Source organism: Acinetobacter sp. 1424608 (genome assembly GCF_000588255.1).
GTDB classification, from domain to species: Bacteria; Pseudomonadota; Gammaproteobacteria; order Pseudomonadales; family Moraxellaceae; genus Acinetobacter; species Acinetobacter nosocomialis.
Genome location: NZ_JFXL01000004.1, coordinates 67,581 through 91,078, shown reverse-complemented (window position 1 = coordinate 91,078; position 23,498 = coordinate 67,581). Strand labels below are relative to the sequence as shown.

21 protein-coding genes and 1 pseudogene are annotated in these 23,498 nt (G+C 35.5%); 11 read left to right on the top strand and 11 right to left on the bottom strand.

Translation table 11 applies throughout. The features are described 5' to 3' along the window. Position 1 precedes the first annotated feature (1 nt). From J678_RS09825 to J678_RS09815, 3 genes are read left to right on the top strand one after another with little or no spacing between them, the layout of a single operon-like run. Complete coding sequence (locus J678_RS09825; protein WP_017392785.1) at positions 2–841, top strand: ABC transporter ATP-binding protein; 840 nt, start codon at positions 2–4, stop codon at positions 839–841. Continuing rightward, positions 838–1,836, top strand: a complete 999-nt coding sequence (locus tag J678_RS09820) for a HEAT repeat domain-containing protein (protein ID WP_017392784.1) — start codon at positions 838–840, stop codon at positions 1,834–1,836. The genes J678_RS09825 and J678_RS09820 overlap by 4 nt, the downstream gene beginning before the upstream one ends. Further along, a complete protein-coding gene (locus tag J678_RS09815) occupies positions 1,820–2,101 on the top strand; it encodes a gamma-butyrobetaine hydroxylase-like domain-containing protein (protein WP_017392783.1) in 282 nt (93 codons plus the stop codon). Before J678_RS09820 ends, J678_RS09815 begins: the two co-directional genes overlap by 17 nt. A gap of 39 nt (positions 2,102–2,140) precedes the next feature. Here J678_RS09815 and J678_RS09810 read toward each other — a convergent pair whose 3' ends face one another. Further along, positions 2,141–3,427, bottom strand: a complete 1,287-nt coding sequence (locus tag J678_RS09810; RefSeq protein ID WP_000222736.1) for an MFS transporter — start codon at positions 3,425–3,427, stop codon at positions 2,141–2,143. Between the two features lie 519 nt (positions 3,428–3,946). Between J678_RS09810 and J678_RS09805 the strand changes: the two genes are divergently transcribed. After that, positions 3,947–6,160 carry a TonB-dependent siderophore receptor gene (locus J678_RS09805; RefSeq protein ID WP_032027286.1) on the top strand — a complete coding sequence of 738 codons (2,214 nt, stop codon included), beginning with the start codon at positions 3,947–3,949 and terminating at the stop codon, positions 6,158–6,160. Between the two features lie 55 nt (positions 6,161–6,215). Here the strand turns inward: J678_RS09805 and J678_RS09800 are convergent, their stop codons facing one another. Next, the gene (locus J678_RS09800) at positions 6,216–7,634 is read right to left on the bottom strand and encodes an aspartate ammonia-lyase (RefSeq protein ID WP_002047389.1); all 1,419 of its coding nucleotides are present in this window, start codon (positions 7,632–7,634) and stop codon (positions 6,216–6,218) included. 413 nt (positions 7,635–8,047) lie between these two features. On the opposite strand from J678_RS09800, the gene J678_RS09795 reads away from it, so the two are divergent. The 4 genes from J678_RS09795 to J678_RS09780 all read left to right on the top strand — a co-directional run bounded on the left by J678_RS09795 (position 8,048) and on the right by J678_RS09780 (position 11,350). After that, on the top strand, positions 8,048–8,233 hold the full coding sequence (locus tag J678_RS09795; RefSeq protein WP_004708863.1) for a hypothetical protein: 186 nt from the start codon (positions 8,048–8,050) through the stop codon (positions 8,231–8,233). 90 nt (positions 8,234–8,323) lie between these two features. Then, positions 8,324–8,545, top strand: coding sequence for a hypothetical protein (locus tag J678_RS09790; RefSeq protein ID WP_000668585.1), 222 nt, complete (start codon positions 8,324–8,326; stop codon positions 8,543–8,545). A gap of 773 nt (positions 8,546–9,318) precedes the next feature. Beyond that, positions 9,319–10,215, top strand: coding sequence for a LysR substrate-binding domain-containing protein (locus J678_RS09785; protein WP_002050172.1), 897 nt, complete (start codon positions 9,319–9,321; stop codon positions 10,213–10,215). Between the two features lie 238 nt (positions 10,216–10,453). Then, entirely contained in the window at positions 10,454–11,350 is an 897-nt protein-coding gene (locus tag J678_RS09780; RefSeq protein WP_031944623.1) for a LysR family transcriptional regulator, read from the top strand. A gap of 61 nt (positions 11,351–11,411) precedes the next feature. On the opposite strand, the gene J678_RS09775 is transcribed toward J678_RS09780, so the two are convergent. The 7 genes from J678_RS09775 to J678_RS09745 form a co-directional block, all read right to left on the bottom strand. Further along, on the bottom strand, positions 11,412–12,584 hold the full coding sequence (locus J678_RS09775; RefSeq protein ID WP_017392780.1) for a thiolase family protein: 1,173 nt from the start codon (positions 12,582–12,584) through the stop codon (positions 11,412–11,414). A 65-nt stretch (positions 12,585–12,649) separates the two neighbouring features. Further along, positions 12,650–14,059, bottom strand: coding sequence for a short-chain fatty acid transporter (locus J678_RS09770; RefSeq protein WP_017392779.1), 1,410 nt, complete (start codon positions 14,057–14,059; stop codon positions 12,650–12,652). Positions 14,060–14,174: 115 nt separating this feature from the next. Further along, complete coding sequence (locus J678_RS09765; protein ID WP_004887295.1) at positions 14,175–14,816, bottom strand: 3-oxoacid CoA-transferase subunit B; 642 nt, start codon at positions 14,814–14,816, stop codon at positions 14,175–14,177. Between the two features lies 1 nt (position 14,817). Next, the gene (locus J678_RS09760; RefSeq protein WP_017392778.1) at positions 14,818–15,522 is read right to left on the bottom strand and encodes a CoA transferase subunit A; all 705 of its coding nucleotides are present in this window, start codon (positions 15,520–15,522) and stop codon (positions 14,818–14,820) included. 244 nt (positions 15,523–15,766) lie between these two features. Beyond that, positions 15,767–16,648 (bottom strand): LysR family transcriptional regulator, encoded by an 882-nt coding sequence (locus J678_RS09755; RefSeq protein WP_017392777.1) that lies wholly within the window; start codon positions 16,646–16,648, stop codon positions 15,767–15,769. 280 nt (positions 16,649–16,928) lie between these two features. Then, positions 16,929–17,654 (bottom strand): alpha/beta hydrolase, encoded by a 726-nt coding sequence (locus J678_RS09750; RefSeq protein ID WP_017392776.1) that lies wholly within the window; start codon positions 17,652–17,654, stop codon positions 16,929–16,931. A gap of 121 nt (positions 17,655–17,775) precedes the next feature. Next, positions 17,776–18,711: a LysR family transcriptional regulator gene (locus tag J678_RS09745; protein ID WP_004708850.1), complete on the bottom strand. Its 936-nt coding sequence runs from the start codon at positions 18,709–18,711 to the stop codon at positions 17,776–17,778. Between the two features lie 178 nt (positions 18,712–18,889). On the opposite strand from J678_RS09745, the pseudogene J678_RS22965 reads away from it, so the two are divergent. Beyond that, positions 18,890–19,258, top strand: a pseudogene (locus J678_RS22965) (helix-turn-helix domain-containing protein); the annotation flags it as partial. Positions 19,259–19,464: 206 nt separating this feature from the next. On the opposite strand, the gene J678_RS09735 reads toward J678_RS22965, so the two are convergent. Further along, positions 19,465–19,728 carry a hypothetical protein gene (locus tag J678_RS09735; RefSeq protein WP_002049812.1) on the bottom strand — a complete coding sequence of 88 codons (264 nt, stop codon included), beginning with the start codon at positions 19,726–19,728 and terminating at the stop codon, positions 19,465–19,467. Between the two features lie 230 nt (positions 19,729–19,958). Between J678_RS09735 and J678_RS09730 the strand changes: the two genes are divergently transcribed. Next, a complete protein-coding gene (locus tag J678_RS09730) occupies positions 19,959–20,402 on the top strand; it encodes a BLUF domain-containing protein (protein ID WP_004708845.1) in 444 nt (147 codons plus the stop codon). Between the two features lie 136 nt (positions 20,403–20,538). Here the strand turns inward: J678_RS09730 and bla are convergent, their stop codons facing one another. Next, the gene (bla, locus tag J678_RS09725; RefSeq protein WP_029771699.1) at positions 20,539–21,393 is read right to left on the bottom strand and encodes a putative subclass B3 metallo-beta-lactamase; all 855 of its coding nucleotides are present in this window, start codon (positions 21,391–21,393) and stop codon (positions 20,539–20,541) included. Positions 21,394–22,070: 677 nt separating this feature from the next. Between bla and J678_RS09720 the strand changes: the two genes are divergently transcribed. Continuing rightward, a complete protein-coding gene (locus J678_RS09720) occupies positions 22,071–23,492 on the top strand; it encodes a GntP family permease (RefSeq protein WP_002049969.1) in 1,422 nt (473 codons plus the stop codon). Positions 23,493–23,498 lie beyond the last annotated feature (6 nt).

The window sequence follows — 23,498 nt, the reverse complement described above, 5'->3', positions numbered from 1 at the left end:
AATGTCAATTACACAAGGCCATGTTCGTATTCAAAATCTATCGCTACATTTAGGGCAAGCTAAAAATCGTTTTCAGGCACTAGATCGGATTAATTTCGAAATACAACCGGGTGAATTTATTTGTTTACTTGGCCCATCGGGTTGCGGTAAATCAACATTATTAGGTGCTTTGGCAGGGCACTTACTAATTAGTTCTGGGTCTTTAACGGTCGATGATGAATCGATATTTGAACCGCATCCAGATAGAGGTTTGGTGTTCCAGCAACATACCTTATTTCCATGGAAAAGCGTGCTTGAAAATATTGCTTTTGGTTTAAAAATGAAGGGCATTGCTAAGCAAAAGCGTATTGAACAAGCTCAGAAAATGATTGATCTGGTCGGACTTAAAGGTTTTGAACATAAATTTCCAGCCGAACTTTCTGGTGGCATGCAGCAACGGGTTGAAATTGCGAGAGTACTGATTAATCAACCTCGTATTTTATTAATGGATGAGCCTTTTGGTGCCTTAGATGCTCAAACTCGTTTAAAAATGCAAATGCTATTACTCGAAATTTGGCAAGAAATCCAAACGTCGGTTTTATTTATTACCCACGATATTGATGAGGCACTTTTTTTAGCCGATCGAGTGTTGATTATGAGCCATCGCCCAGGACGAATTATTGAAGAAATTCCACTTAAGTTTGAACGTCCACGAGATGTTGAGCTTGTAACAAATAGTGAATTTACAGCCATTAAGAAGCATTGCATCCAGACTTTAAAAGAAGCCACTCAACAAGAAGAGTTAAGACGTTTAAATCCATTAGGGCTTGGAAAGAAATCACAAATTAAGGAATACGAATGAGTTTTTATTATCAAGCTTTAGATGACCTCGATGAATATAATCAGGAATTTCTCGCACAGCTCAATCATGCAGATGAAAGGATTCGCTTTGTTGCTTTAATGAATATTGGTGATGAAGAAAATCCGGATTTACTCCCTTGGTTGCATGCAGCATTGCAATATGATTCTTCAGCTTTAGTTCGTGAAGAAGCGGCAAAAAAACTAGAAAGCTGGGAAGATCCAACCAGTTTGCAAGTATTGGCGCAAGCCTTATTTGATGTTGATCTGAATGTGAGACAAGCTGCCAGCCAGAGTTTAAGTGAAGTCAAAAATGCGGCATCGGCCCAGATACTGGCACCGTATTTAAAGCATACGGATACTTTTGCTCTTGGTGCAATTCTGCGTGCTTTAAAACCTTTACGACCACAGCAATTATTTGAAGAGATATCTGCTTTGGTGCACCACGAAGATGCATTTGTACGCCGTGAGGCAGTCAGTGCATTAAGTTGGTTACAACAAGACCAAGCAATTACGATATTGGCAAAAATTGCCGAAACAGATACAGATGATGAGGTCCGCCGTATTGCAACAGGTGGTTTGGCTTATAGTCAGAGTATATCCGCAGAGGTCATCCAAGCACTTCAACACTCTTTAACTTCGGAAAGTTGGCAACTAAGAGTGGAAGCTGCTCTTACGATTGGAAAATTACGTATTGTTCAGCTCGAGGCTCCTTTAATTCATGCTGTATCAGACTTGTATTGGCAAGTACGTATTGCAGCAGTACGGAGCTTGGGACTACTTAAATCACATCTGGCAGTTGCTCATTTGACTGATAACTTTAAGCATGAAATTAGTAACTTGCGTAAAGAAGTCGCTTTAGCACTCGGTGAAATTGGTACAGCAGAAGCTCAGAAGCTATTGGAACAACATCAAAATGATCCAGATCCTGAAGTACGAAAAGCGATTCGTATTGGATTAAATCAAATTGGTGAGGTGAAGTATGCAAACCAGACCTGATATCCGTGTCGACACTATAAATAAGCAGGTTCACTTTATATGGACCGATGGCTCAAGCGTATGTCTGAGTCATCAAAGTTTAAGGGAAATTTGCCCATGTGGCTTTTGTCGAGCGAAGCGGATTAAACAAATTAAAATAGAGTATCAAAATGTTGAAGTGACAGCTATGTTTGATCAAGGTTATGGTGCCCAAATTTGCTTTAGTGATGGGCATGACAAAGGGATTTTTCCGTGGGCTTTTTTAAAAGAATTTGCTAAGAGCTAAAAGATGCCTTCTGCTTGGGACAGAAGGCATCTTATTTAATTAATGATCATGTTCTAAATAATCTGGTTTTTTCGGAAGCGCAAGGCTACATAAGAAACAGATAACCAGCATGACAATCACATATATAAAGAAGGTATTTTCAATTCCGGCAGCTTTGAACTGTAAGGCAACCGAAGGCGCAGAACCACCAAACAGTGCATTACCTACTGCATAAGAGAAACCTACACCTAAAGCTCGCACATGAGGTGGGAACATTTCAGCTTTTACCAAACCACTAATAGAAGTATAGAAGCTGAGTAACATCATCATAAAGATGAGTAGCAAGGTGATGATGATCGGAGAATCTATATAGGCACGCATCCCGATCACCATGACGGGATAAATAAAAATGGCGGACAATAAGCTAAATGCCAACATTGAAGAGCGTCGCCCAATACGGTCTGAAATTGCACCAAATACAGGTTGAGCACACATATAGACAAATAGGGCAAAGGTCATGATATAACCAACGGTTTTTCCATCCATCCCTAAGTTGGTTAAATAGGTTTTTGAATAAACGGTCTCTACATAAAACGTTAATGAACCGGCAGAAGTGTATCCAACCACCAATAAAAAGGTTTTCCAGTGTTTTTTAAAGAGTTCTCTTAAGCTGCCAGACTCTTTTCGTTCGCTGTTTTGATGAGAAAGCGTTTCTTCTAAACGACTACGTGCAAGCAAAGATAAAATTGCTGCGATACCACCAATAACAAACGGAATACGCCAGCCGCCATCATGTAATTGTTGTTCACTTAAGAACGTCAACAAAATAACGCCCAGTAAGCTTGCAAGCAATTGACCACCAGAGAGGGTGACATATTGGAAAGACGAGTAAAAACCACGCTGACCTTTTAAGCCTAATTCACTCATATAAGTGGCAACGGCGCCATATTCACCACCCACTGATAAGCCTTGAAGTAAACGAACAAGCAGTAACAGAAAAGGGGCAAATAAACCGACTTGATCATAAGTAGGCAAAGCTGCAAATAAAAATGAGCTTAAAGCCATAAGACAAATTGATATGATCATCGACTTCTTTCGGCCATGTCGATCTGCAATACGACCAAATAGCCAGCTTCCAATCGGACGCATAAAGAAGCTTGCGGCAAATACCCCCCAAACATAGATAGATTTAGTTGTGCTATCCATATCTGGCGCGGTTAAAGCTTGAGTAAAGTAAGCAGCAAATACTGCATAAATATAAAAATCAAACCATTCGACTAAATTACCAGAGGCTGCGCCTACAATCCCACGTATCCGGCTACGTTTTTCTTCCTGAGTATATGTCATATTACATCCATCGTTTTGTAGACAAAAACTAGGAATTTTTTAGGTATGCTAAACAGAAAAGAGAATGAAACAGTAAAAGTTACTCAACCCTGAGCACGTCCTTAAAATTCCTAACCATTCATTTTTTCTAATTTTAAAATTCGTTTCTAGTGAGATTACGTCCTTTTGTTCGATTTAAAGATATTTTAACCAATGATCGAACATTTCCTTACGCTCAATTTGATAATGAATTATATTTAAAATCATTGAGCTAATTTAATACCAGTATTTTTTCTATTCTGTTTCTCCTTTTTAGGTTCCATTTTGAGCTTAAGTGTATTTTGAATATTTGATAATACTTAAAAAGTTATAGTCTCAATTCTCAAGTAAATAAATAAAATTTATATAATGATAAGTTCAAAAATTCGGACCAAATTCACTTAATCGAAAAAATACAGAATGTGTTGTTTCTCAATATGTGTGCCTGTATTCTTGCGTGGCTGAAAACAGGGTAGATAACCATTTTTAGCCTTATAAATTATGCTCGCAATAGCAGGTAACTATTCAATGGAAAGACGTTCGTTAAATCTTCACTTCATGACATGCTCTAAAACAGCATTGGCTTCATCTATTGCACTCATAACATCTGTCGTTTATGCAAATGAAGTGGAGGTTTCGCAGCTCCCAACCATTACTGTGAACGCTACACAAAATATTGATGCACTATACACATCAAAAAAAGTTAATTTATCTGGCTTTCAAACTGGTGAAGTAAAAAAAGTTCCTGCATCTATTACTACCATTACATCTGAACGCATAGCAGATCAACACGCAAAAACACTCACCGATGTTATTAAAAATGATTCATCCTTAGGCGATGGCTACGCTGCTATTGGCTACTATCCAAACTTTGTAGCACGGGGTTTTGCACTCGATTTAGGTTCAAGTTATCTCATTAATGGTCATACCATACGCGGCGAACAAAATGTAGCTTTAGAAAATAAAGAACAAGTTGAAATCTTAAAAGGCATTTCTGCAATTCAAAGTGGTATGTCGACGCCAGGTGGTGTTGTTAACTATGTAACCAAAAGCCCTGCCGATGTTAAAAATATTACGGTCGATGCAAATTCAGAAGGCGGCTATACACTGGCAACGGATGTCGGCGGCTTTATTAATGATAATTTCGGTTATCGAATCAATCTAGCATATGAAAGTATTCATCCAAATGTTGATCACGCAAATGGTAAGCGTGAGTTTGGTTCAGTTGCTTTAGACTGGAAAATTAATGAGCGTTCTAAATTATTGTTTGATATTGAAGCGCAGCATCAAAGTCAACGTTCAGTACCAGGTTATCAACTGCTTGATGGGCAAGAAGTACCAACAAATGTAGATCAAGACCGTTTATTGGGTTACCAGTCTTGGAGCAAACCTGTTGTAAATAATAGTGTAAATGCGAGCTTGAAATATCAATACGCTTTTAATGATCAATGGAATGGTAGCTTAACTGCATCACAAAGCCGTGTTGTGATTGATGACAATAGTGCTTTCCCATGGGGATGTTATAGCAGCATTTGTGAGGTTACTGGCTTGGGCAATACTTTTGATAAACATGGTAATTATGGTATTTACGATTTCCGTAGTCCAGATGACACACGTATAACTAATCAGTTTGCTGCTGGGTTAAATGGTCAGTTCAATACTGCCAATATTCAGCATCAAATTGCTTTTGAAATACAACACTCTTATAAAACATTGAAGCGCTACAATTCCAACTCGATGGAGCTTGACCCTATTGGAACAGGTAATATTTATGAGGAAACAAAGGATTATGCACCTGCTCAGGTTGATTTGAGAAACTATTATAAAGCTTTAGAGAGTAATCAGACTGCATTTATAATCTCTGACCGAGTTCAATTTAATGATCAATGGTCAACTCTACTTGGTGGAAAACTTATTCACCTTGATGAGCAAGCTTATAATTCAGATGGGCAGCAAAGCCGAGATACCGATTTAAATAAGTTTTTGCCACAATTAGCACTCATGTATAGTCCAACTGCTACGACTAATCTTTATGCTTCATATGCTAAAGGTTTATCAGATGGTGGCGAAGCTCCTTGGTTTGCTAATAATGCTCTAGAAGTTCTATCACCGAAAAATTCTGAACAATATGAACTTGGTGTTAAGCAACAATTACGCAACTTCTTATTAACAGCAGCTATTTTTGATTTAAAACAAGACAATCAATATAGCCAAATGAATGTAGATGGAACTTTTGATTTTGTTGAGCAAGGCGAACAACACAATCAAGGTATTGAGTTAGGTTTAACAGGCGCCTTAACCGATACACTTGATGTAAGCTCTGGCATTACCTTTACCAAATCTCGTCTTGTTGATATTGATACTGATAGCTACAAAGGTCATCAAACTCAAAATGTACCAAAGGTACGCGCAACTGCACAGTTATCTTATAAAGTACCGTCAGTTGAAGGATTAAGATTACTCAGTGGTATGCAATATAGTAGCAGTAAATATGCAAACAAAGAGGGAACTGCAAAAGTAGGCGGATATAGTGTCTTTAATATTGGTGCTGCCTATAAAACAAATTTTGCTGGGCATGACACAACTTTTAGATTCAATATTGATAACTTATTTAACAAGAAATATTGGCGTGATGTAGGGGCATTTATGGGGGATGACTATCTGTTCTTAGGTAATCCTCGCACAGCTCAATTTTCTACAACTTTTAGCTTTTAAAAGTTACAGGACAAATAAAAAAGGAGCTTTAAAAGCTCCTTTTTTATTTCAGGAATTAAGCCGACATTTTTGGTTTAACCATATTATTAATCGACAAGATATCATCAAGCACTTGTGCTGATAATAAACCTTCATTCTGAACTAGAGCCAATACACTTTGCCCAGTTTCATTTGCTGTTTTAGCAATACGAGTTGTAGTTTCATAACCTAGGTATGGGTTAAGTGCAGTCACAATACCAATTGAGTTTTCAACTAAAGCTTTACAGTGCTCAGGGTTGGCCGTAATCGTATCAATACATTTACTTTGGAACATTGCCATTGCTTTACCAAGTAAGTCCATCGATTCAAATAGTTTGAATGCAATAAGTGGTTCCATTGCATTTAACTGTAATTGGCCCGCTTCAGCAGCTAAAGTTACAGCCAAATCATTTGCAATAATCTGGAAGCAAGCAAGGTTCATTGCTTCTGGAATAACTGGGTTTACTTTACCCGGCATAATCGAGCTACCCGGTTGACGTGCTTCTAAGTTAATTTCATTAATGCCAGTGCGTGGACCACTTGAAAGTAAACGCAAGTCATTGGCAATTTTTGAAAGTTTAGTTGCAGTACGTTTTAATAAACCAGATAAAAGAACAAAGTCACCCATGTCTGAAGTTGCTTCGATTAGATCTGGAGCTGACTTAATTTTCTTACCAGAAATTTTTCCAAGCGCTTGAATCGCGAGTTCACGGTAACTATATTCAGTGGTAATTCCTGTACCAATCGCTGTACCGCCAAGGTTCATATAAGCTAAAACATTTGGAATAAGCGTATTAATTTGCTCAAGGTCTTTTTGTAGAGTTACCGCAAAAGCACCAAACTCTTGACCTAATGTCATAGGCACAGCATCTTGTAACTGAGTACGTCCCATTTTTAAAATGTGTGCAAACTCTTGAGACTTATTTAGGAAGCTAAGAATCAAATTGTTAAATGGAAGATTTAACTCATCTAGGCTAAGTAACAAACCTAAACGGATTGCAGTAGGGTATACGTCATTTGTTGACTGTGACATGTTAATGTCGTTATTTGGATGTAAGTACTGATATTGACCTTTAGAATGTCCCATATATTCTAAAGCAACGTTTGCCAATACTTCATTTGCATTCATATTGGTTGAAGTACCAGCACCGCCTTGCATCATGTCGATTGGGAACTGGTCATGGAAGTTTCCACGAATAAGCTGATTACAGCTATATTCGATCGCTTCAAATTTAGTTTGATCTAAGTTTTTAAGATTATAGTTTGCTTCAGCACAGGCAAGCTTAACCATAGCTAATGCTTTAATTAAGTTAGGGAAATTTCCAACTTTGCTATTTGTTAAGTTGAAATTTTCTAAAGCACGTAATGTTTGAACTCCGTAATAATGATCATTGTTGATTTCTCTATGACCAATAAGATCCTTCTCAATACGGGTAGTAATATCTGCGTTCATCATTAAACTTCGATTCATTAAAGATGATTCATCTTAGAATTCGAAATGCTTCACTTCTAATGCATTTATTAAAGTAATTATGCATTTTTTGCATATCAAAAATTGAATTACACTAAAATGAATATGGAATATTTGATGAGTCTTGGAAGCTATATATTTTATAAAATTTAAAATATTCAAATATTTGTATAATTTCTTTAGAGTGAGTTGCTCAACAAGAATTAAGTAAATTAAAAAATTTGAAGCGAACTAAATAATGATTTTTATTTAGGAACGTCATTAAATTATTTGAATTTTCATGTGAAAATTAATTTATATAAAGAAATAATGAGTTTTGTTTAATAAATTTTAATAAAATTGTGATGCATTTCACATAAAAATACTTATAATACAGAAAATTTTGATTTATTAAGTTTATGTTAAAAGTAATTGGTGCCTTACTAATATTGGGAAGTTTTACTTGCTATCTCCTTATAGGAAATGAAGAAAAAACTGAAACCAAAAGTTCACACATGCTTAAAGAAGCTGAGCAATCGATTAAGAATGCTGAGTTATCTATTCAAAAAGCAAAACAAAATATCCCTACTGCATCGTATAAGTAATTGAGGTAATGAAGATTATTGTCTATTAAATAATCTTCTGACTGAAATTTTATTAAGATGTCAGCGCTGTAAAGAGACAAATGCATGAGAATGAAGTTTATTGCATATGACCCTAACTCTGGTGAAAAACTAAGCTTGAAAGAGCATATTCATCACATGGATAAATACACAACTTATGTTTTTTTTAGTGATGAAAAAGACAATATGGTATTTAACCCACAGAAAAAACAGATATTTGAAATCAGCCAATATACCTCAAACATGATGGTTGAAATTTCAAGAAAGTTATACTACTTAATTGGTGAATATTAGTTCATTTTCTATAGATCATTATGTGGATGAATTATCGCTCTTACTGATGAATTAATGCACTCCCTGTCAGTCTATAGATACTTTAGTATAATAGTCGGGATTATCTTATTAATTTATACTTACCTTAAATATTGTATGAAATACAATTAATTATTAATACTGCTTAAATCCTGAAATGAGGTAAGGTAATCATTTACTTATCAATTATTACCTTACCAAATCATAGTAAGAGTAAATAATAATTCTTTTTTTGATGATTAGATGAAGTGAGAAAGAGTCTAAAACTAGATTTTTTAGATACTTTTTATAGTGGAATAGTGTATTAATTTAAGATTCTTAAAATTCAATCAATAACCTAGAGATTGGTTATTGAAACAGTTTACAGTCCGCATTCTTCCCCAAGGTGCGGACTTTTTTTATCATTAAAATGTACGAATAGAATTTCGTGCTTATTTCTAAAAGTTATCTTGTTAAGATCACTTATTTAATTTTATGATGGGTTTTTATTGATTGATTTAAATAATTTTTTTAGCTGAACTGTACTTATGTTCATCTCTTGTCTCGTGAAAACAAAACCTATTATTTTCTTATCTTCTTTTCTATGTCAGAATTATTAAATACTTAATTTTATAGATTGGCTTTGTCCTTTCACTTCTCGCATTTTTGCAGGTACTCCCTATGTTTTATCATTCTTTCTCATCCCTAAATTTATTTATGCTTCTTCCCAAAAATATCAATTAATAAAATTACAAATCTAAAAGGGAATAGATAAGATGAATTTAGAAGTCCGTTGGGTAGAGGATCTCCTCACATTAGAACGTGAACGTTCGATTTCAAAAGCAGCCGAGAAAAGATTTATTAGTCAGTCTGCATTTACTCGAAGAATTCAACAAATTGAAGAAATGATTGGTGCTGAAGTCATTATTAGGAACAATAAAAACAACATCGAATTTACAGATATTGGCCGAATTTTATTAGTGATGTCTAAGAATATTGAAAAACAGGTAGAGGAAACCGCAAAACTCATTAAAAATATTAAAAATGAGACTGAATCTACCATTCGTTTCTGTGTGGTTCACTCATTAGCTTCAGGTTTTTTAACAACATTTTTAAAGAAATTTCCTACACTTATTCGTGATTTAAAAATTGAAATTGTCGCAACGAATAGTGGAGAAGGCCTATCTTTGTTAAAAGAAGGAGCCTGTGATTTCATGATTTGCTATGCAGATAAAAGCAATATTAGAAAAGTTGGAGATGATATTTTAAGTGGTATTAAAATTGCTGAAACGGTCATTGTACCGGTTTCTGCAACTGAACCCGACCATAGCCCAAAACATACAATACAAAGTAACTTTGCTCTACTAGCGTATAGTAAACACGCATACTTAAGAAAATTAGTGGACCAACTTATTGAAGGTAAGCTCGTATATAAAACGTTATATGAAACTGATAATGCCACCAATTTAAAAGAGCTTGTTTTACAAGGTCTAGGGGTTGCTTGGATTCCGAAAATTAATGTTGAAGAAGACCTTGCAGCTGGGAAATTGGTTATTTTAGATCAGCAAGAATATTGCCTTGCTCAAGATATTTATATTTTCAAAAATAATTTGAGTGATAATAAATCGGTACAACAAATATGGAATGGTTTTAAAGCCCAGCAAGAACTATAACGCATACTCATTCAAAGGGTGAAGTACACGATATTTATATATAAATTAAGCAAATAAGTAGATTATGCTTGGGGGCTTTAGGATGAAAGGCATGATAAAGCATTGCCCCTCATCTGAATTCTTTGCTAATTTAGAGTAAAATTCAATAAGTCAAAAGTAGGGTAGAGGAATGTTTCTATCATTTATATCTGCTTTTGAACTTATTTCAATGGATTATTAAGTCCAAGCGGAGACAATTTTGTTTGATCTAGACAGTAGATTATTAAATATTTTTTATCATATTTATCGGTTCAAAAGTGTTTCAATGGCCGCACATGCTATTGGTTTAACACAGCCGAGTGTAAGTAACGGTCTAAACAAAATTCGTCAACATTTTAATGATCCTTTGTTTATTCGAGTCGGCAATGAAATGATTCCGACCGAACTGGCAAAGCAGATTTTTCCTCTGATTAGTGAAGTTATTGATAAAGTTGAAAGTATTAATAACTTTAATGTGAACTTTGATCCATTGACATCAGACCAGCTGTTTACGATTGCAATGACTGATGTGTCACATTTAGTTTTACTGCCTCAGTTAACCAACTATTTAAAAGAAAAAGCACCTCTTATCCGTTTAAATATTAGACCGATTACGCCAGAAACCAGCTATCAAATGGCAAATGGTGAAATTGATTTGGCGATAGGTTTCTTGCCACAATTAGAAGAAGGTTTTTATCAGCAGAAGTTTTTCCGTCAACACTATGTTGTGATTAGCTCGAAAAGCCATCCGCGTTTAGACCCAAATAATTTTACTTTAGAGGATTACATGCGTGAATATCATATCGATATTGATGCAGGTATTGGGCATTATCACATTAAAAATGAACTACAAAATAAAGGGTTGGATCGAAATATTTTAATTCGCTTACCAAGTTACTTAGGTGTAGGTCTAGTCGTTCAGGAAACAGATGCGATTGCCACTGTTCCATATTATTTAAGCCAAGTTTTATTGGTTAGAGAGAACTTACAAATTTTACCTGCACCGCTTGATTTTCCAACTTATGACGTTAAGCAACATTGGCATATGTCTTGTCACCATAAGAGTAGCCATAAATGGTTCCGTCAAACTTGTTATGAGCTATTTAAAACAGTTTAGGAATTTTACTTATAAAAAAGAAGATGTAAGAAAAATCCTTACATCTTCTTTTAATTTTGAATTAAATTTCAATCGCAACGGCTGTTGCTTCACCACCACCAATACATAGAGCCGCAACGCCTTTCTTTTTACCTAAGCGTTTTAATGCATAAATAAGAGAAAGGATAATTCTTGAACCTGTAGCGCCAATTGGATGGCCTAATGCACATGCACCACCATGGATGTTTACTTTAGCTTCATCAATACCTAGCTCATGAATTGGTGCCATTGCCACCATTGCAAAAGCCTCATTAATTTCCCAAGCATCTACTTCATCAACAGACCAACCAGCACGCTCAAGTACTTTCTGAATTGCACTAATTGGAGCAATTGTGAATTCGCTTGGATGCTGAGAGTGCGTCGAAGTTGCCACAATTTTTGCTAAGGTATTTAACCCATGGCTTTGAGCATATTCTTCAGTAGTTAGTACTAATGCAGCAGCACCATCAGAAATCGAGCTTGAGTTAGCGGCTGTAATTGTACCGTCCTTGCTAAAAGCAGGGCGTAAAGTTGGAATTTTCTCAAGATTTGCTTTTAATGGTTGCTCATCTTGATCAACAACTTCAACACCTTTGCGGGTTTTTACTTCAACAGGAACAATCTCTTCTTTGAAATAACCTTCCGTAATCGCAGTTTGCGCTTTTTTAAGTGAAGAAATTGCAAAGTCATCCATTTGCTCACGGGTAAAGCCTTTGGTGTTTGCCATGTCTTGCGCAAAAGAACCCATTAAACGACCTGTTTCTGCATCTTCAAGGCCATCTAAAAACATATGGTCCTTAATTTCACCGTGTCCCATACGATACCCACCGCGAGCTTTAGGCAAAATATAAGGTGCATTTGTCATAGATTCCATCCCGCCAGCCACAATAATATTGGCACTGCCTGCTTTTAAGGTATCTGATGCCATTAACACCGCTTTCATTGCAGAGCCACAAAGTTTATTAATGGTCACAGCTCCGACATGATCAGGCACACCAGCTTTACGCATGGCTTGACGAGCAGGACCTTGACCAATACCTGCACTGAGTACACAACCAAAAATTACATCATCTACTTGTTCAGGCTTAACACCTGCACGTTGGATCGATTCACGGATGACAGCAGCGCCAAGTTCTGGAGCAGTTAGAGAAGATAAACTACCCTGAAAACCACCCATTGCAGTACGGCTACCTGAAACTATAACAATTGAACTCATCTTAATATCTCTTATTGGTGTATTTGCTAAATTTGCCTTTAGCCTAAACTAAAGGCGCCACTAAATTAAAAAGTTGGAGGGGTATAGCTGAGCGTTCTACCAAAGAACCACAGCAAGAATAAAACTAAAGGAAAATGCACAACGAGCTGAGTCACTGTAAAACCAATCACATCTTTTGCTTTTAGTTTTAAAATGCCTAACATTGGAAGCATAAAGAATGGATTGATTAAGTTTGGTAAAGCTTCGGCTGCATTATAGATTTGTACAGACCAGCCTAAATGAACCTTCAAATCATTTGCTGCTTGCATAACATATGGGGCTTCAATAATCCATTTTCCACCACCTGACGGTACAAAGAATCCAAGTACCGCAGAGTAAACTCCCATTACAATCGCAAAGGTTTCTTTTGATGCGATTGAAACGAAAAACTCGGCAACGTAATGTGATAGTGATAAATCCTGACTGTTTAAAGCTTGCGTCATAATAAATGCAATACTTCCGTAAAGTGGAAACTGAATTAAAATTCCTGATACGGCTGGAACTGCCTTTGCAACAGCATTTAAAAAGTTTCGTGGTGTGCCATGCAACGCTAGACCAAGCATTAAAAATACAAAGTTGTATGTGTTTAAACTTGAAATGGCAATGATGGGATTACTTTTTGAAAATTCAAAAAACATCCAGATTAAGCCTAAAGCCACCACAATAATCGTTAAAATAGGTGAGTTTTCTAACCAGTCGCCTGGGCGTGTTGATTTCTCCTCATGTGGTTTGTCTTCTTCAAACTGCACATCAAAACTATCAATTGTTTTAACGTTATTGCCTTTGGGCGCTGACCAATATGCAATAGCGATTGAAACAATCACCAAAATAATCGTCATCGCAATTGATTGCCAAAGGAAAATAGTTTCGGTAAATGGAATAACACCAGTTAGGTTATAAATTGATTCAGGTAAACTGGCTTTATTTGCCTGAAGCTGTGCTGCTGATGAACTAATTCCAAGCGCCCAAGTTGCTCCCATACCAATGATTGCGGCTGCCGCAGCAGCACGATAATCCATATTCAGCTCTTTACGTTTCGCTAATGCAATCACTAAAAGTGCAGTAAGAATTGTACTAACAGCCCAATTCACCAGAGAAATTAATAAGCTTACAGTTGCAACTAAGACAATAGCACCACGTCCAGAATTTGGAATACGTGCCATTTTTTGAATGAGGTATTTAACGGGCTTAGATACAGAAACGACATAACCTACAATAATGAGCATCGTCATTTGCAGGGTAAAGGGAATAAGACTCCAGAAGCCATTACCAAATGAAGTGGCCACATCGTGGATTGGGGCGCCAATAGCTAAAGCAGCGACAGAGACAATAATGACGCCAAGCAGAGCAAAAATATATGAATCAGGAAACCATTTTTCAGACCAGTCACTAATCCGAAGCGCAAATCTTTCAAAAATTCCTTGCTGTTTTTCCATAACTGAAAAATCCTTCTCGTTCTTATTTATAAACAGCACATCCGGTGCTTAAAAGGGTTAAGACCCAAGCTCACTTACTAACTTGAGTCTTGTACAGCTAACTAAATCTTAGAATTTACGCAACTAAGGTTTTATAAAACTCAACACCTGTAGCAGCTTGAATTTGTTCGAGCGTTACGTCTTTAGCTAGTTCAATGAGCTCTACACCTTGTGGCGTAATATCCATTACACCTAAGTCTGTAATCACGCGATGAACAACACCTTTACCTGTTAAAGGCAAACTACAGCTTTTCACGATTTTTGGTGTACCGTCTTTTGCACAGTGTTCCATTAGAACCACAACTTTTTGGACACCAACAACCAAGTCCATTGCACCGCCCATACCTTTGACTTTCTTACCCGGAATCATCCAGTTCGCTAAGTCACCTTTTTCAGAAACTTCCATTGCACCTAAAATTGCAATGTTGACATGGCCACCACGAATCATGGCAAAAGATTCTGAGCTTGAGAAAAATGCTGCACCAGGGCGGGCAGTAACCGTTTGTTTCCCGGCGTTAATTAAATCGGCATCAACAGTTTCTTCGGTTGGAAACTCACCAATACCTAAGAGGCCATTTTCAGATTGAAGCCAAACATTAATATTTTCAGGAATATAATTGGCAACAAGGGTAGGTAAGCCAATACCTAAATTGACATAAAAACCATCTTCAAGTTCTTTTGCAGCACGTTGTGCCATTTCATTACGTGACCAAGCCATTTTATACTGCCTCCGTGCTTAAAGTTTTATGCTCAATGCGTTTTTCAGGTGATGCATTTAATACAATGCGGTTCACATATATACCTGGTAAATGAATTTCATCCGGATCCAATTCACCAATTTCAACCACCTGTTCAACTTCCGCAATTGTAATTTTTCCTGCCATTGCACATTCAGGGTTAAAATTCTGAGCAGTTTTACGAAAAACTAAATTACCTGCCTTGTCTGCCTTATATGCTTTAACAAGAGCCACATCTGCTGTTAACGACTCTTCTAGAATGTAGTTCTTGCCATGAAAAGTACGTTCTTCTTTACCTTCGGCAATGAGTGTCCGTACGCCAGTTTGTGTGTAAAACGCAGGAATTCCAGCGCCTCCTGCACGTAACTTTTCAGCTAAAGTACCTTGTGGGGTTAGTTCAACTTCTAGTTCACCATTTAAATACTGGCGCTCAAATTCTTTATTTTCACCAACATAAGAAGAGATCATTTTTTTGATCTGTTTGGTTTGAAGCAAAATACCTAAACCAAAATCATCTACACCTGCATTATTAGAAATACATGTGAGACCAGTCACGCCACTTTGCTTAACTGCAATAATCAGTTTTTCAGGAATTCCGCATAAACCAAAACCGCCTACAGCAAGTGTTTGATTATCTGCAATAACATCTTTCAGTGCTGCCTCTGCATTGGCATAAACTTTATTCATTCTGTTGTTTTCCTATATCCCTTAGTAATTTAGTTTTAGCATCACATTTTGCGTTATAGAAGTTAATTTTTTTAAAGGATTAATAAGTATAATCAATGAATGGTATCAAACTCTCAACAAAATAACAGTTTTACACTGAGCAAAAAATGTTAAAAACTGATTGCAATATACTGAAAAATATAATAATTAATAAATTTATCTTAAACGTGTGCTTAATTCATCTTAAAAGACAGTCTTTAATTTTTTAAAATTTATATTGAACCAGTGCTTCAATAAATTGAGCAGAAATATTTGAAATTTCAAAGTTCTTTTTATAAACAATTCCTACTGTTTTATGAATGGCTTCATCTTTTAAATCTATCAGTACGTTATGTTCCTTATCAATGTGTTTGGCAAAATGTCTTGGAATTGCACTTACTCCAATACCGTAAGCCACAAAACTTGAGAGTGATGAAATTTGATGACATTCAACTTTTAAATCGAGCGTTATATTATTTCGCAAACAATTTTGCTCTACTAAATATCGAACAATTGAAGGTTTCTGTAAGGTCACAAATGGGTTTGAACAAAGCTCATGCCATGTAATAGAAGATGATTGAGCAAGTGGATGAGTCTTTGGCAATAGAGCCAAGAAATCTTCTTCAAATAGGGGGTTAAACTCTAAACCTTCGGTGAGATCTGGTTCAAAACAAATACCAAGCTCAAAAATACCATCCTGAACTTTTTCTATAATGGTCTCATTTGGAATATCGTGAATTGAAAAATTAAGATTAGGGTGAACAGCTAAAAACTGGTGAATTACTTCAGGCAAAATTGCGTGAGTCACAAAGGGCATAGATGCAATACTTAAAGTTCCCCGATTAAGCTTAAAGCGTTGTTTGACATCATTTTCCATTTCATCCCAATTGGCGAGTAATTTTTTTGCATACGGAATGAGGGATTTGCCTTCTTGGGTAAGCTCAACACGGCGTGTATTACGGTTAAACAGTTTACCGCCTAACTCTTCTTCTAAACTTTTGATGGTGAGACTTAAAGCTGATTGGCTTAAATGTAACTCTAAAGAAGCATTGGCATAGTTGAGTGTACGTGCAAGGGCTAAAAAAGCTTTTAGTTGTTTAAGCGTCATTTCTTTCCTTTAAATTACTCAACTTACTTAGAAGAGTAATTTATACGAAAATTTGCCTAATATGATGTTTTTTGACAAAAAATTATGAAAAATAAAAATCACGTACTTACTTGATAGAGAACAAATTGTAGGATGGTAAAGAACAGATATTAAAGCTAATTTTCTAACGAGGATTTTAGCTTTCTGTATATGCTCATTAAGATATACCACTAACACTATTAATATTAAGTACGCGTAGATTTATGTGTCGAAGCCCTTTGAAGGGCTTTCTTTTAAATATTTACATATAATATTTTTTCAAGAATTTTTTTATTTCAAGAGAGTATTTGAAAGGGTGTGAAAATCGAAACATATGACCCGTACGCTTGATAATCACTTCTTCTGAGTTTTTAATATTCTTTAAAAGAGTTTTAGAAGCTTCTTCTCCAATTAGCTTGTCTTCATCAGGTGTAAGAATTAATGTGGGTACTAAAATGTTTCCTAAGAGAGATATATAGTTGATTTCTTCAATTGATTGAATACGATTGATATAGGCTTTGTGAGGCGTGGATTTAATAAATAAATCTCTACTTAGATTTGTTGACCAGGGTATTTCTCCCTCTTTATCAAAAGATGAAGTGAGCTGTGCAGAATGAAATCGAAGTGTTAGTTGTCGATAAAATGGACCTGAAAAGAAAGGGGCAAGCATTGATAAAAATTTGAGTAGTGGAGAAGTAATCGGACTTTTAGCAAAACCGCCAGAAATAACCAAACCTGTTAAACCTTTTGGTTGACGTATTGCAACAGCAATTGCTGCTATAGCACCATAAGAATCACCAACTAAAACGTAATTATCTAGATCTATTACTTGATCCATAATGAAATCAGCTAATTCTTCTATTTTATTAATATCATTCGGTAAACAAAAAGTGCGCATATTATAATTTTTTAATTCAGTAAGTTGATTAAGTTGCCATGCTGCTCCTGAGAAGCATGGAATCATGACTAGGGTTGGCTGGTTATTCATGAATTACTCCAATAATTTATATAATCATATTAGAGTGATTCTAATCAGCTGAAATTATGATCTCTAATGGCATTCATTCATTGAATGCATGCATAAAATTAATAATTAAAAAAAGAATTTTTTAAATGGCTGATTGCGCTGATATTAGTGTGTTTGTAATCCATTCGATCATAGGTTCATTAATCCTATCTCTCGATCGAATAATATAAACCTCCCAAGTTGGTAATACCAAAGGTAGCTCAAAAATGCTCAATTGAGCAGTCTCTTGTAATTTTAATGCTACTCGCTCAGCTATTACTGCTATTGAATCTGAACTACCAACTAAGAATGGTACAGCCAAAAAACTAGGGCAAATTACGCTAATTTTGCGTGTAAGGTTATGAGTTTTTAGTACTTCATCTACAATTCCTCGTATATCTCCATTTGGTGAGACTAAGATATGCGAAAACTTGACAAAGTTATTGATATCTATGTACTTTTTATTGTCGCGTTTGATTAAAGCTGGGTGATTTTTACGAGCAATCCCTACAAATCTTTCTTGATGGACAAATTGGCAATCTAAACGCTGGGGGATTTGAAAAAATGATCCTGAGCCAATTACAATATCAATATCTCCATTATCTAACATGCTTAAAGCTGATTCAGTATTAGCTTGTTTTAACTTCAAAACTATATCAGGAGCAGCCTTCTGAAGCTGAGCAAATGCAGGATTGATAACTGTTAATATTGCATGGTCAGTAACTGCCAGTACAAGGGGCCTCTTTAAGTTCATGGGATCGAATTGCCCTCTAGGAGTAGCAACTTGTCTTATTAATTCAAGAGCTGTTTTTACTTGTGGCATTAATTCAACTGTTAGTGGAGTAGGCTCTATTCCTTTAGGGTTACGAATGAATAAAGGGTCCTCTAGAGTATTACGTAGCCTTGATAAAGCATGGCTAGTTGCAGATTGTGTTATATGCAAGCTTTCTGCCGCACGACCAACGTGTCTTTCATTCCATAAAGCTTCAAGTACAACCAGAAGATTAAGATCAAAGCGAGTAAGATCCAAAGATTTCATAGCTTGTAAACCAAAAGTTGAATTTAAAAAATTTAAGCTATACAGAATTTGAAATAAGTACGCTCAATGCTTTCATAGTGTTTTAAACTTATATTACTCTTATTAGAGTCCATACAAGAATGCTTTCAATAGATATACTTTAGATCTAAAAAATAATTGCTAATAATAATCCTGTCCAGCCAAACGAAGTGAAAATTGGCAATTAATATATCCATCAGATGCTCGTCTAGAATCGTGGTTAGAGCATGTCCGTTTTGGTGAACTACCTCCACGGTTAGGCCAACTAGCTCAGATAGTAGGTGCTTGTGAGCGCACTATTAGGCGAATATTCATTCGTGATACAGGAATGAATTATCAAAAATGGAGACAGCAATGGAGATTATTAAGAGCGATGGAAATGCTAGCAAAAGGAAGACAAATAAGTGAGGTAGCGCAGCAATTAGAATTTGTCAGTGAGAGTGCATTTATCGTTTTTTTCCACCAACATACAGGTACTACTCCAGTCCGTTATCTACGGAATATTTTTGGTGAAAATTCCTATAAATAAAATTTTCTTTATCGTCTGATTAAGCAGCTGTGTGCTGTGGGGACAATCAGTTAATAGTTTTTTAAGTCCAGAAGGAGCTCTCACTGGCTTAATGGTTACACCATAATTACGTACGCTAAATTAATAATTTTACACTAGACAAAGTTTTGAAAAGCTCACTTTCGGGAGCATCTCTATTAATTAAAATTAGTTAAAGAAAGTTTTGATCACGAATATCTTAATTTGGTTTTCTTTGTCAAAATCTTAATAATCTTAAAGACCTGATTATTCAGCTTTATTTTTTGATGGACGGTTGCACTGTCGAGTTGATCCCACAGCTCAAATGGAAAAAACTCTGAGCTATGATCAAATACCCATAACCATTGGTAGCTATGGTTCAGTGTATGAGTATCAAAACGAACATCTTGAACTTTGACAATCTTAAGCTGTTTATGGTGTTCGTCTTGAAGAATAATTTCATGGTTCTCCATTAGACCGCCACAAATTAAAAAACAGGTTTTAAGTGTACTTGAAATAAGATTTTCTGGTTAATTGGTTAGGTTGGCATTCATTTACAAAACATTTCTGCTTGTTAAAGTTTGTCATTTTCAAAATGATAATAATCTTTACTCTTGAAATACAAGGTTTTAAGTTGGTTGCATTGTAAGGCTTATATCTAAGTGTCAGAATGCACGTTGACATTTATCTTCGAGTTATCGCTATGAGTTTAATAGGCTTTATGTATGCAAGTAAAACCAATAGTGAACATAGTCAAATAAAACAAGATTTAATTGATATCCTCACAGAAGCGGTCAAATTCAACTCTCAAAATGATATTACTGGTGTGCTTTACTATGGTAATGGATACTTCTTACAATACTTAGAAGGGGAGAAAGAACAAGTTGAGACGCTATTTTATAAATCAATTTTGAAAGATTCGAGACATCAAAACTGCGAAATTATCTTTTTGGAACCGTCCGAACAGCGGTTATTTAAACATTGGAGTATGAAATTTGCGCCTATAAATACCAAAATAAAAGATTTCTTTTTTCATCATCATGTTGATGAGTTTAATCCGTATTTACTTAACACTAATTCAATCCCATCTTTTATTGAATTACTTGTAGATCAACCCAATTTGAAAGCGGATCAATATCAAGTTTAACCAAAAATATATTTTTTGATTGGATATAGATCCAAAAAGAAAATGTTGAAGGGTGATGATATTAAAGTTTCTAAAAAAGCCCTGCACAATCAGGGCTTTTAAATTTATATTAAATATAAATAGTACTATTTTACATTTACGGCTTACTACTAACTAATGATTTTTCAAATGCCATTTCTGCATCTTTTACAATAGCAGAAAGTTTTTCTGGTTGAATAAATGCATTAACTTGACCTGCATCTTTGCGCGCTTTATTTCCCATAACATCTGCAACTTCTGGATGGCTAGTAAGCACAATGTCTGCCTTCATATTTTTTAAACGCTTAAAACTCTGACGATAATCTTCTACAATATTTGGATATTGATGATTATTTTGTAAAACATTGCCAGCAACAGAGAGACTGCAAGGGAAAACAACATTTAGGTTCTTACCATTAGATTTAACTTCAGTTGACCAAGTTGTACAACCCGGAGTATGGCCTGGGGTAAGAGTAGCTTTTAGTTTTAATTTCCCTAGTTTAACTACTTCTCCATCGTGAATGACTTTATCAACTTTAACTGGAGTAAAAGGAATACTTTGGAAGGTGTTTTCACCTATTGGTTTTCCTATTTCTAAAGCTCGAACATCCTGCTGCATAGCAATTAATTTGGCGCCAGTGTCTTGTTTAATGCGGGCAAGTGCACCTACATGGTCCCAATGAGCATGGCTTGTAACCATAATTTTTACATCTGATAACTTAAAACCCAATTTTTTAATATTCTGCTCTATTTGCTCTGTATTTTCCGGAAGACCTGTATCTATCAATAAAGCTTGATGATCAGAGGTCAATAAATAGGTTCCAAGACCGTGAGTACCTACATAGTATATATTTTCAGTAATTTGGAATGGCTGAGTATTTTGTGTCCAGTCATCAGGTAACTTTAATGGTGTAGCTGAGGCAGATAGAGAAGTCAGCAATATACTTCCTGTAAACAATATCTTTTTCTTCATCTTTATTGGACTCATAGGTTGGTCGCAGTAATTAAAGTTTTATATTTTAACGCCTTTACTATAATTAGACCCTAATTTATTCATAAAAAAATATGACCATTCATTAAATTTTTATGTGTTCGTGCTTGTTTTTCATTCATTCTTACTGATAAGTCATTTCAGAACCAGTCTCTTTAAAAAGCCTTTGGCTCAATCTATAAACAGCTCTCAAAAAACTCAAATTAATAAATTAGTAAATTAGTAAAGACTAATTTTTAATGTAGGCAGGATAGCGATGTGATGTTTAAGATACAGCTTTCTCACTATTTTCTTAAGATTAAATTATGAATATCTACTAAATTATTTTAAAAAACATATTATTTAATTGTCTTTACTAAATAATATGAAATTATTAATTTAATTTACTCAATAATTAATAAGTTTTATAAATTAATAATGGCTTTTAAATAATTTGTTTTACCAAGAAATTTATATAAATACCTGTATTTTATTGATATTTTAAAATTTAAATAAATTACATTGTTTTTAAATATTTTAGTGATATTTTATTTTTAAGCTCATTTATCTATTACCAATCGTAGATATTGTGATTTTTATCATTTTAGGTTTGGGATAACCTAAATATCTTTTGGTAATTTTATTAAACCTAATATCTATTCTTTAGGGAGAAAGAATATATGTGGGAATTATTTGTAATTCTACTTTCGCTTGGGCTGTTAATGTATACAGCTTACAAGGGCTTTTCTGTCATTCTCATGGCACCAATTTGTGCCTTACTTGCAGTTTTACTCATTAACCCAGCCAATGTTTTACCGTTTTATTCGGGTGTCTTTATGCCCAAAATGGTGAACTTTATTAAAGATTACTTTCTTGTGTTTTTGCTCGGGGCAATTTTTGGTAAAGTCGTTGAAATGTCAGGGATTGCTGAGTCTATCGCTCGAACCATTGTGAGATGGATTGGCGCAAAAAAAGCAATTTTAACGGTTGTATTACTAGGTGCAATTTTAACATACAGCGGTGTTAGTTTATTTGTTGCTGTATTTGCAATTTATCCTTTTGCCAATCAGTTATTTAGACAAGCAAATATTCCAAAACGTTTAATTCCAGGAACCATCGCGCTGGGTGCATTTACATTCACTATGGATGCATTGCCAGGTACGCCACAAATCCAGAACGTAATTCCAACCACTTTTTTCGGTACTAATATTTATGCCGCACCTTTCTTAGGAATTATTGGTGCTATTTTTGTTCTATGCATGGGTTTAAGTTACTTAGAATGGCGTCGCCGCGCTGCTGCAAAAGCTGGCGAAGGATTCTCTGGTTTTGGTATAGACAATACACCGTCTCAAGAAGTTGAAGCTGATATGAACTTGCAAAATAATGGAAGTTCGGCTCGTCAGTTTCTAGCATTTGTACCGCTCATTCTTGTTGCAGTAATGAACAAATATTTATCTAAAGCAATCAAAGAATGGTATCCAAATGGCTTTGATTTTGCCTCAGTTGGTCTAGCTGATTACACCGTAGATGTTGCGAAAACTGGTGCGATATGGGCGGTTGGACTTGCGCTCATTGTCGGGATTATTACTGCAATTTTGTTTGATTACCAACGTGTAGTAACGAACTTTAAAGAAGGTATTAATGCGAGTATCGGCGGCTCACTTTTAGCCGTGATGAATACGGCTTCTGAGTACGGTTTCGGTGCTATTATTGCGTCATTACCGGGCTTTGCCATGATTAGTCATGCAATGAGCAGTACTTTTACAAATCCTTTAGTAAATGGGGCGGTGACGACAACTGTTTTAGCAGGTATTACCGGTTCAGCTTCTGGTGGTATGAGTATCGCTTTAAGTGCGATGGCTGAACACTATAATGCAGCGATTTTGGCTGCGGGTATTCCACCAGAAGTTATGCACCGTGTGGTTGCAATGGCGTCGGGCGGTATGGATACCTTACCGCATAATGGTGCTGTCATTACTTTACTCGCTGTTACAGGTTTAACCCATAAACAATCGTATAAAGATATATTTGCAGTTACGGTAATTAAAACATTAGCAGTATTTGTGGTGATTACGGTCTTTACCGTGACGGGTATTGTTTAAATCAGC

Coding starts and splice junctions, on each gene's coding strand:
- J678_RS09790 (WP_000668585.1), top strand. CDS start 8,324: ATGAAGTTTATTGCATATGACCCTAACTCTGGTGAAAAACTAAGCTTG.
- J678_RS09800 (WP_002047389.1), bottom strand. CDS start 7,634: ATGATGAACGCAGATATTACTACCCGTATTGAGAAGGATCTTATTGGT.
- J678_RS09735 (WP_002049812.1), bottom strand. CDS start 19,728: ATGGAGAACCATGAAATTATTCTTCAAGACGAACACCATAAACAGCTT.
- J678_RS09720 (WP_002049969.1), top strand. CDS start 22,071: ATGTGGGAATTATTTGTAATTCTACTTTCGCTTGGGCTGTTAATGTAT.
- J678_RS09730 (WP_004708845.1), top strand. CDS start 19,959: ATGAGTTTAATAGGCTTTATGTATGCAAGTAAAACCAATAGTGAACAT.
- J678_RS09760 (WP_017392778.1), bottom strand. CDS start 15,522: ATGAATAAAGTTTATGCCAATGCAGAGGCAGCACTGAAAGATGTTATT.
- J678_RS09825 (WP_017392785.1), top strand. CDS start 2: ATGTCAATTACACAAGGCCATGTTCGTATTCAAAATCTATCGCTACAT.
- J678_RS09765 (WP_004887295.1), bottom strand. CDS start 14,816: ATGGCTTGGTCACGTAATGAAATGGCACAACGTGCTGCAAAAGAACTT.
- J678_RS09795 (WP_004708863.1), top strand. CDS start 8,048: ATGTTAAAAGTAATTGGTGCCTTACTAATATTGGGAAGTTTTACTTGC.
- J678_RS09745 (WP_004708850.1), bottom strand. CDS start 18,711: ATGAAATCTTTGGATCTTACTCGCTTTGATCTTAATCTTCTGGTTGTA.
- bla (WP_029771699.1), bottom strand. CDS start 21,393: ATGAAGAAAAAGATATTGTTTACAGGAAGTATATTGCTGACTTCTCTA.
- J678_RS09805 (WP_032027286.1), top strand. CDS start 3,947: ATGCTCGCAATAGCAGGTAACTATTCAATGGAAAGACGTTCGTTAAAT.
- J678_RS09775 (WP_017392780.1), bottom strand. CDS start 12,584: ATGAGTTCAATTGTTATAGTTTCAGGTAGCCGTACTGCAATGGGTGGT.
- J678_RS09820 (WP_017392784.1), top strand. CDS start 838: ATGAGTTTTTATTATCAAGCTTTAGATGACCTCGATGAATATAATCAG.
- J678_RS09770 (WP_017392779.1), bottom strand. CDS start 14,059: ATGGAAAAACAGCAAGGAATTTTTGAAAGATTTGCGCTTCGGATTAGT.
- J678_RS09750 (WP_017392776.1), bottom strand. CDS start 17,654: ATGAATAACCAGCCAACCCTAGTCATGATTCCATGCTTCTCAGGAGCA.
- J678_RS09755 (WP_017392777.1), bottom strand. CDS start 16,648: ATGACGCTTAAACAACTAAAAGCTTTTTTAGCCCTTGCACGTACACTC.
- J678_RS09815 (WP_017392783.1), top strand. CDS start 1,820: ATGCAAACCAGACCTGATATCCGTGTCGACACTATAAATAAGCAGGTT.
- J678_RS09810 (WP_000222736.1), bottom strand. CDS start 3,427: ATGACATATACTCAGGAAGAAAAACGTAGCCGGATACGTGGGATTGTA.
- J678_RS09785 (WP_002050172.1), top strand. CDS start 9,319: ATGAATTTAGAAGTCCGTTGGGTAGAGGATCTCCTCACATTAGAACGT.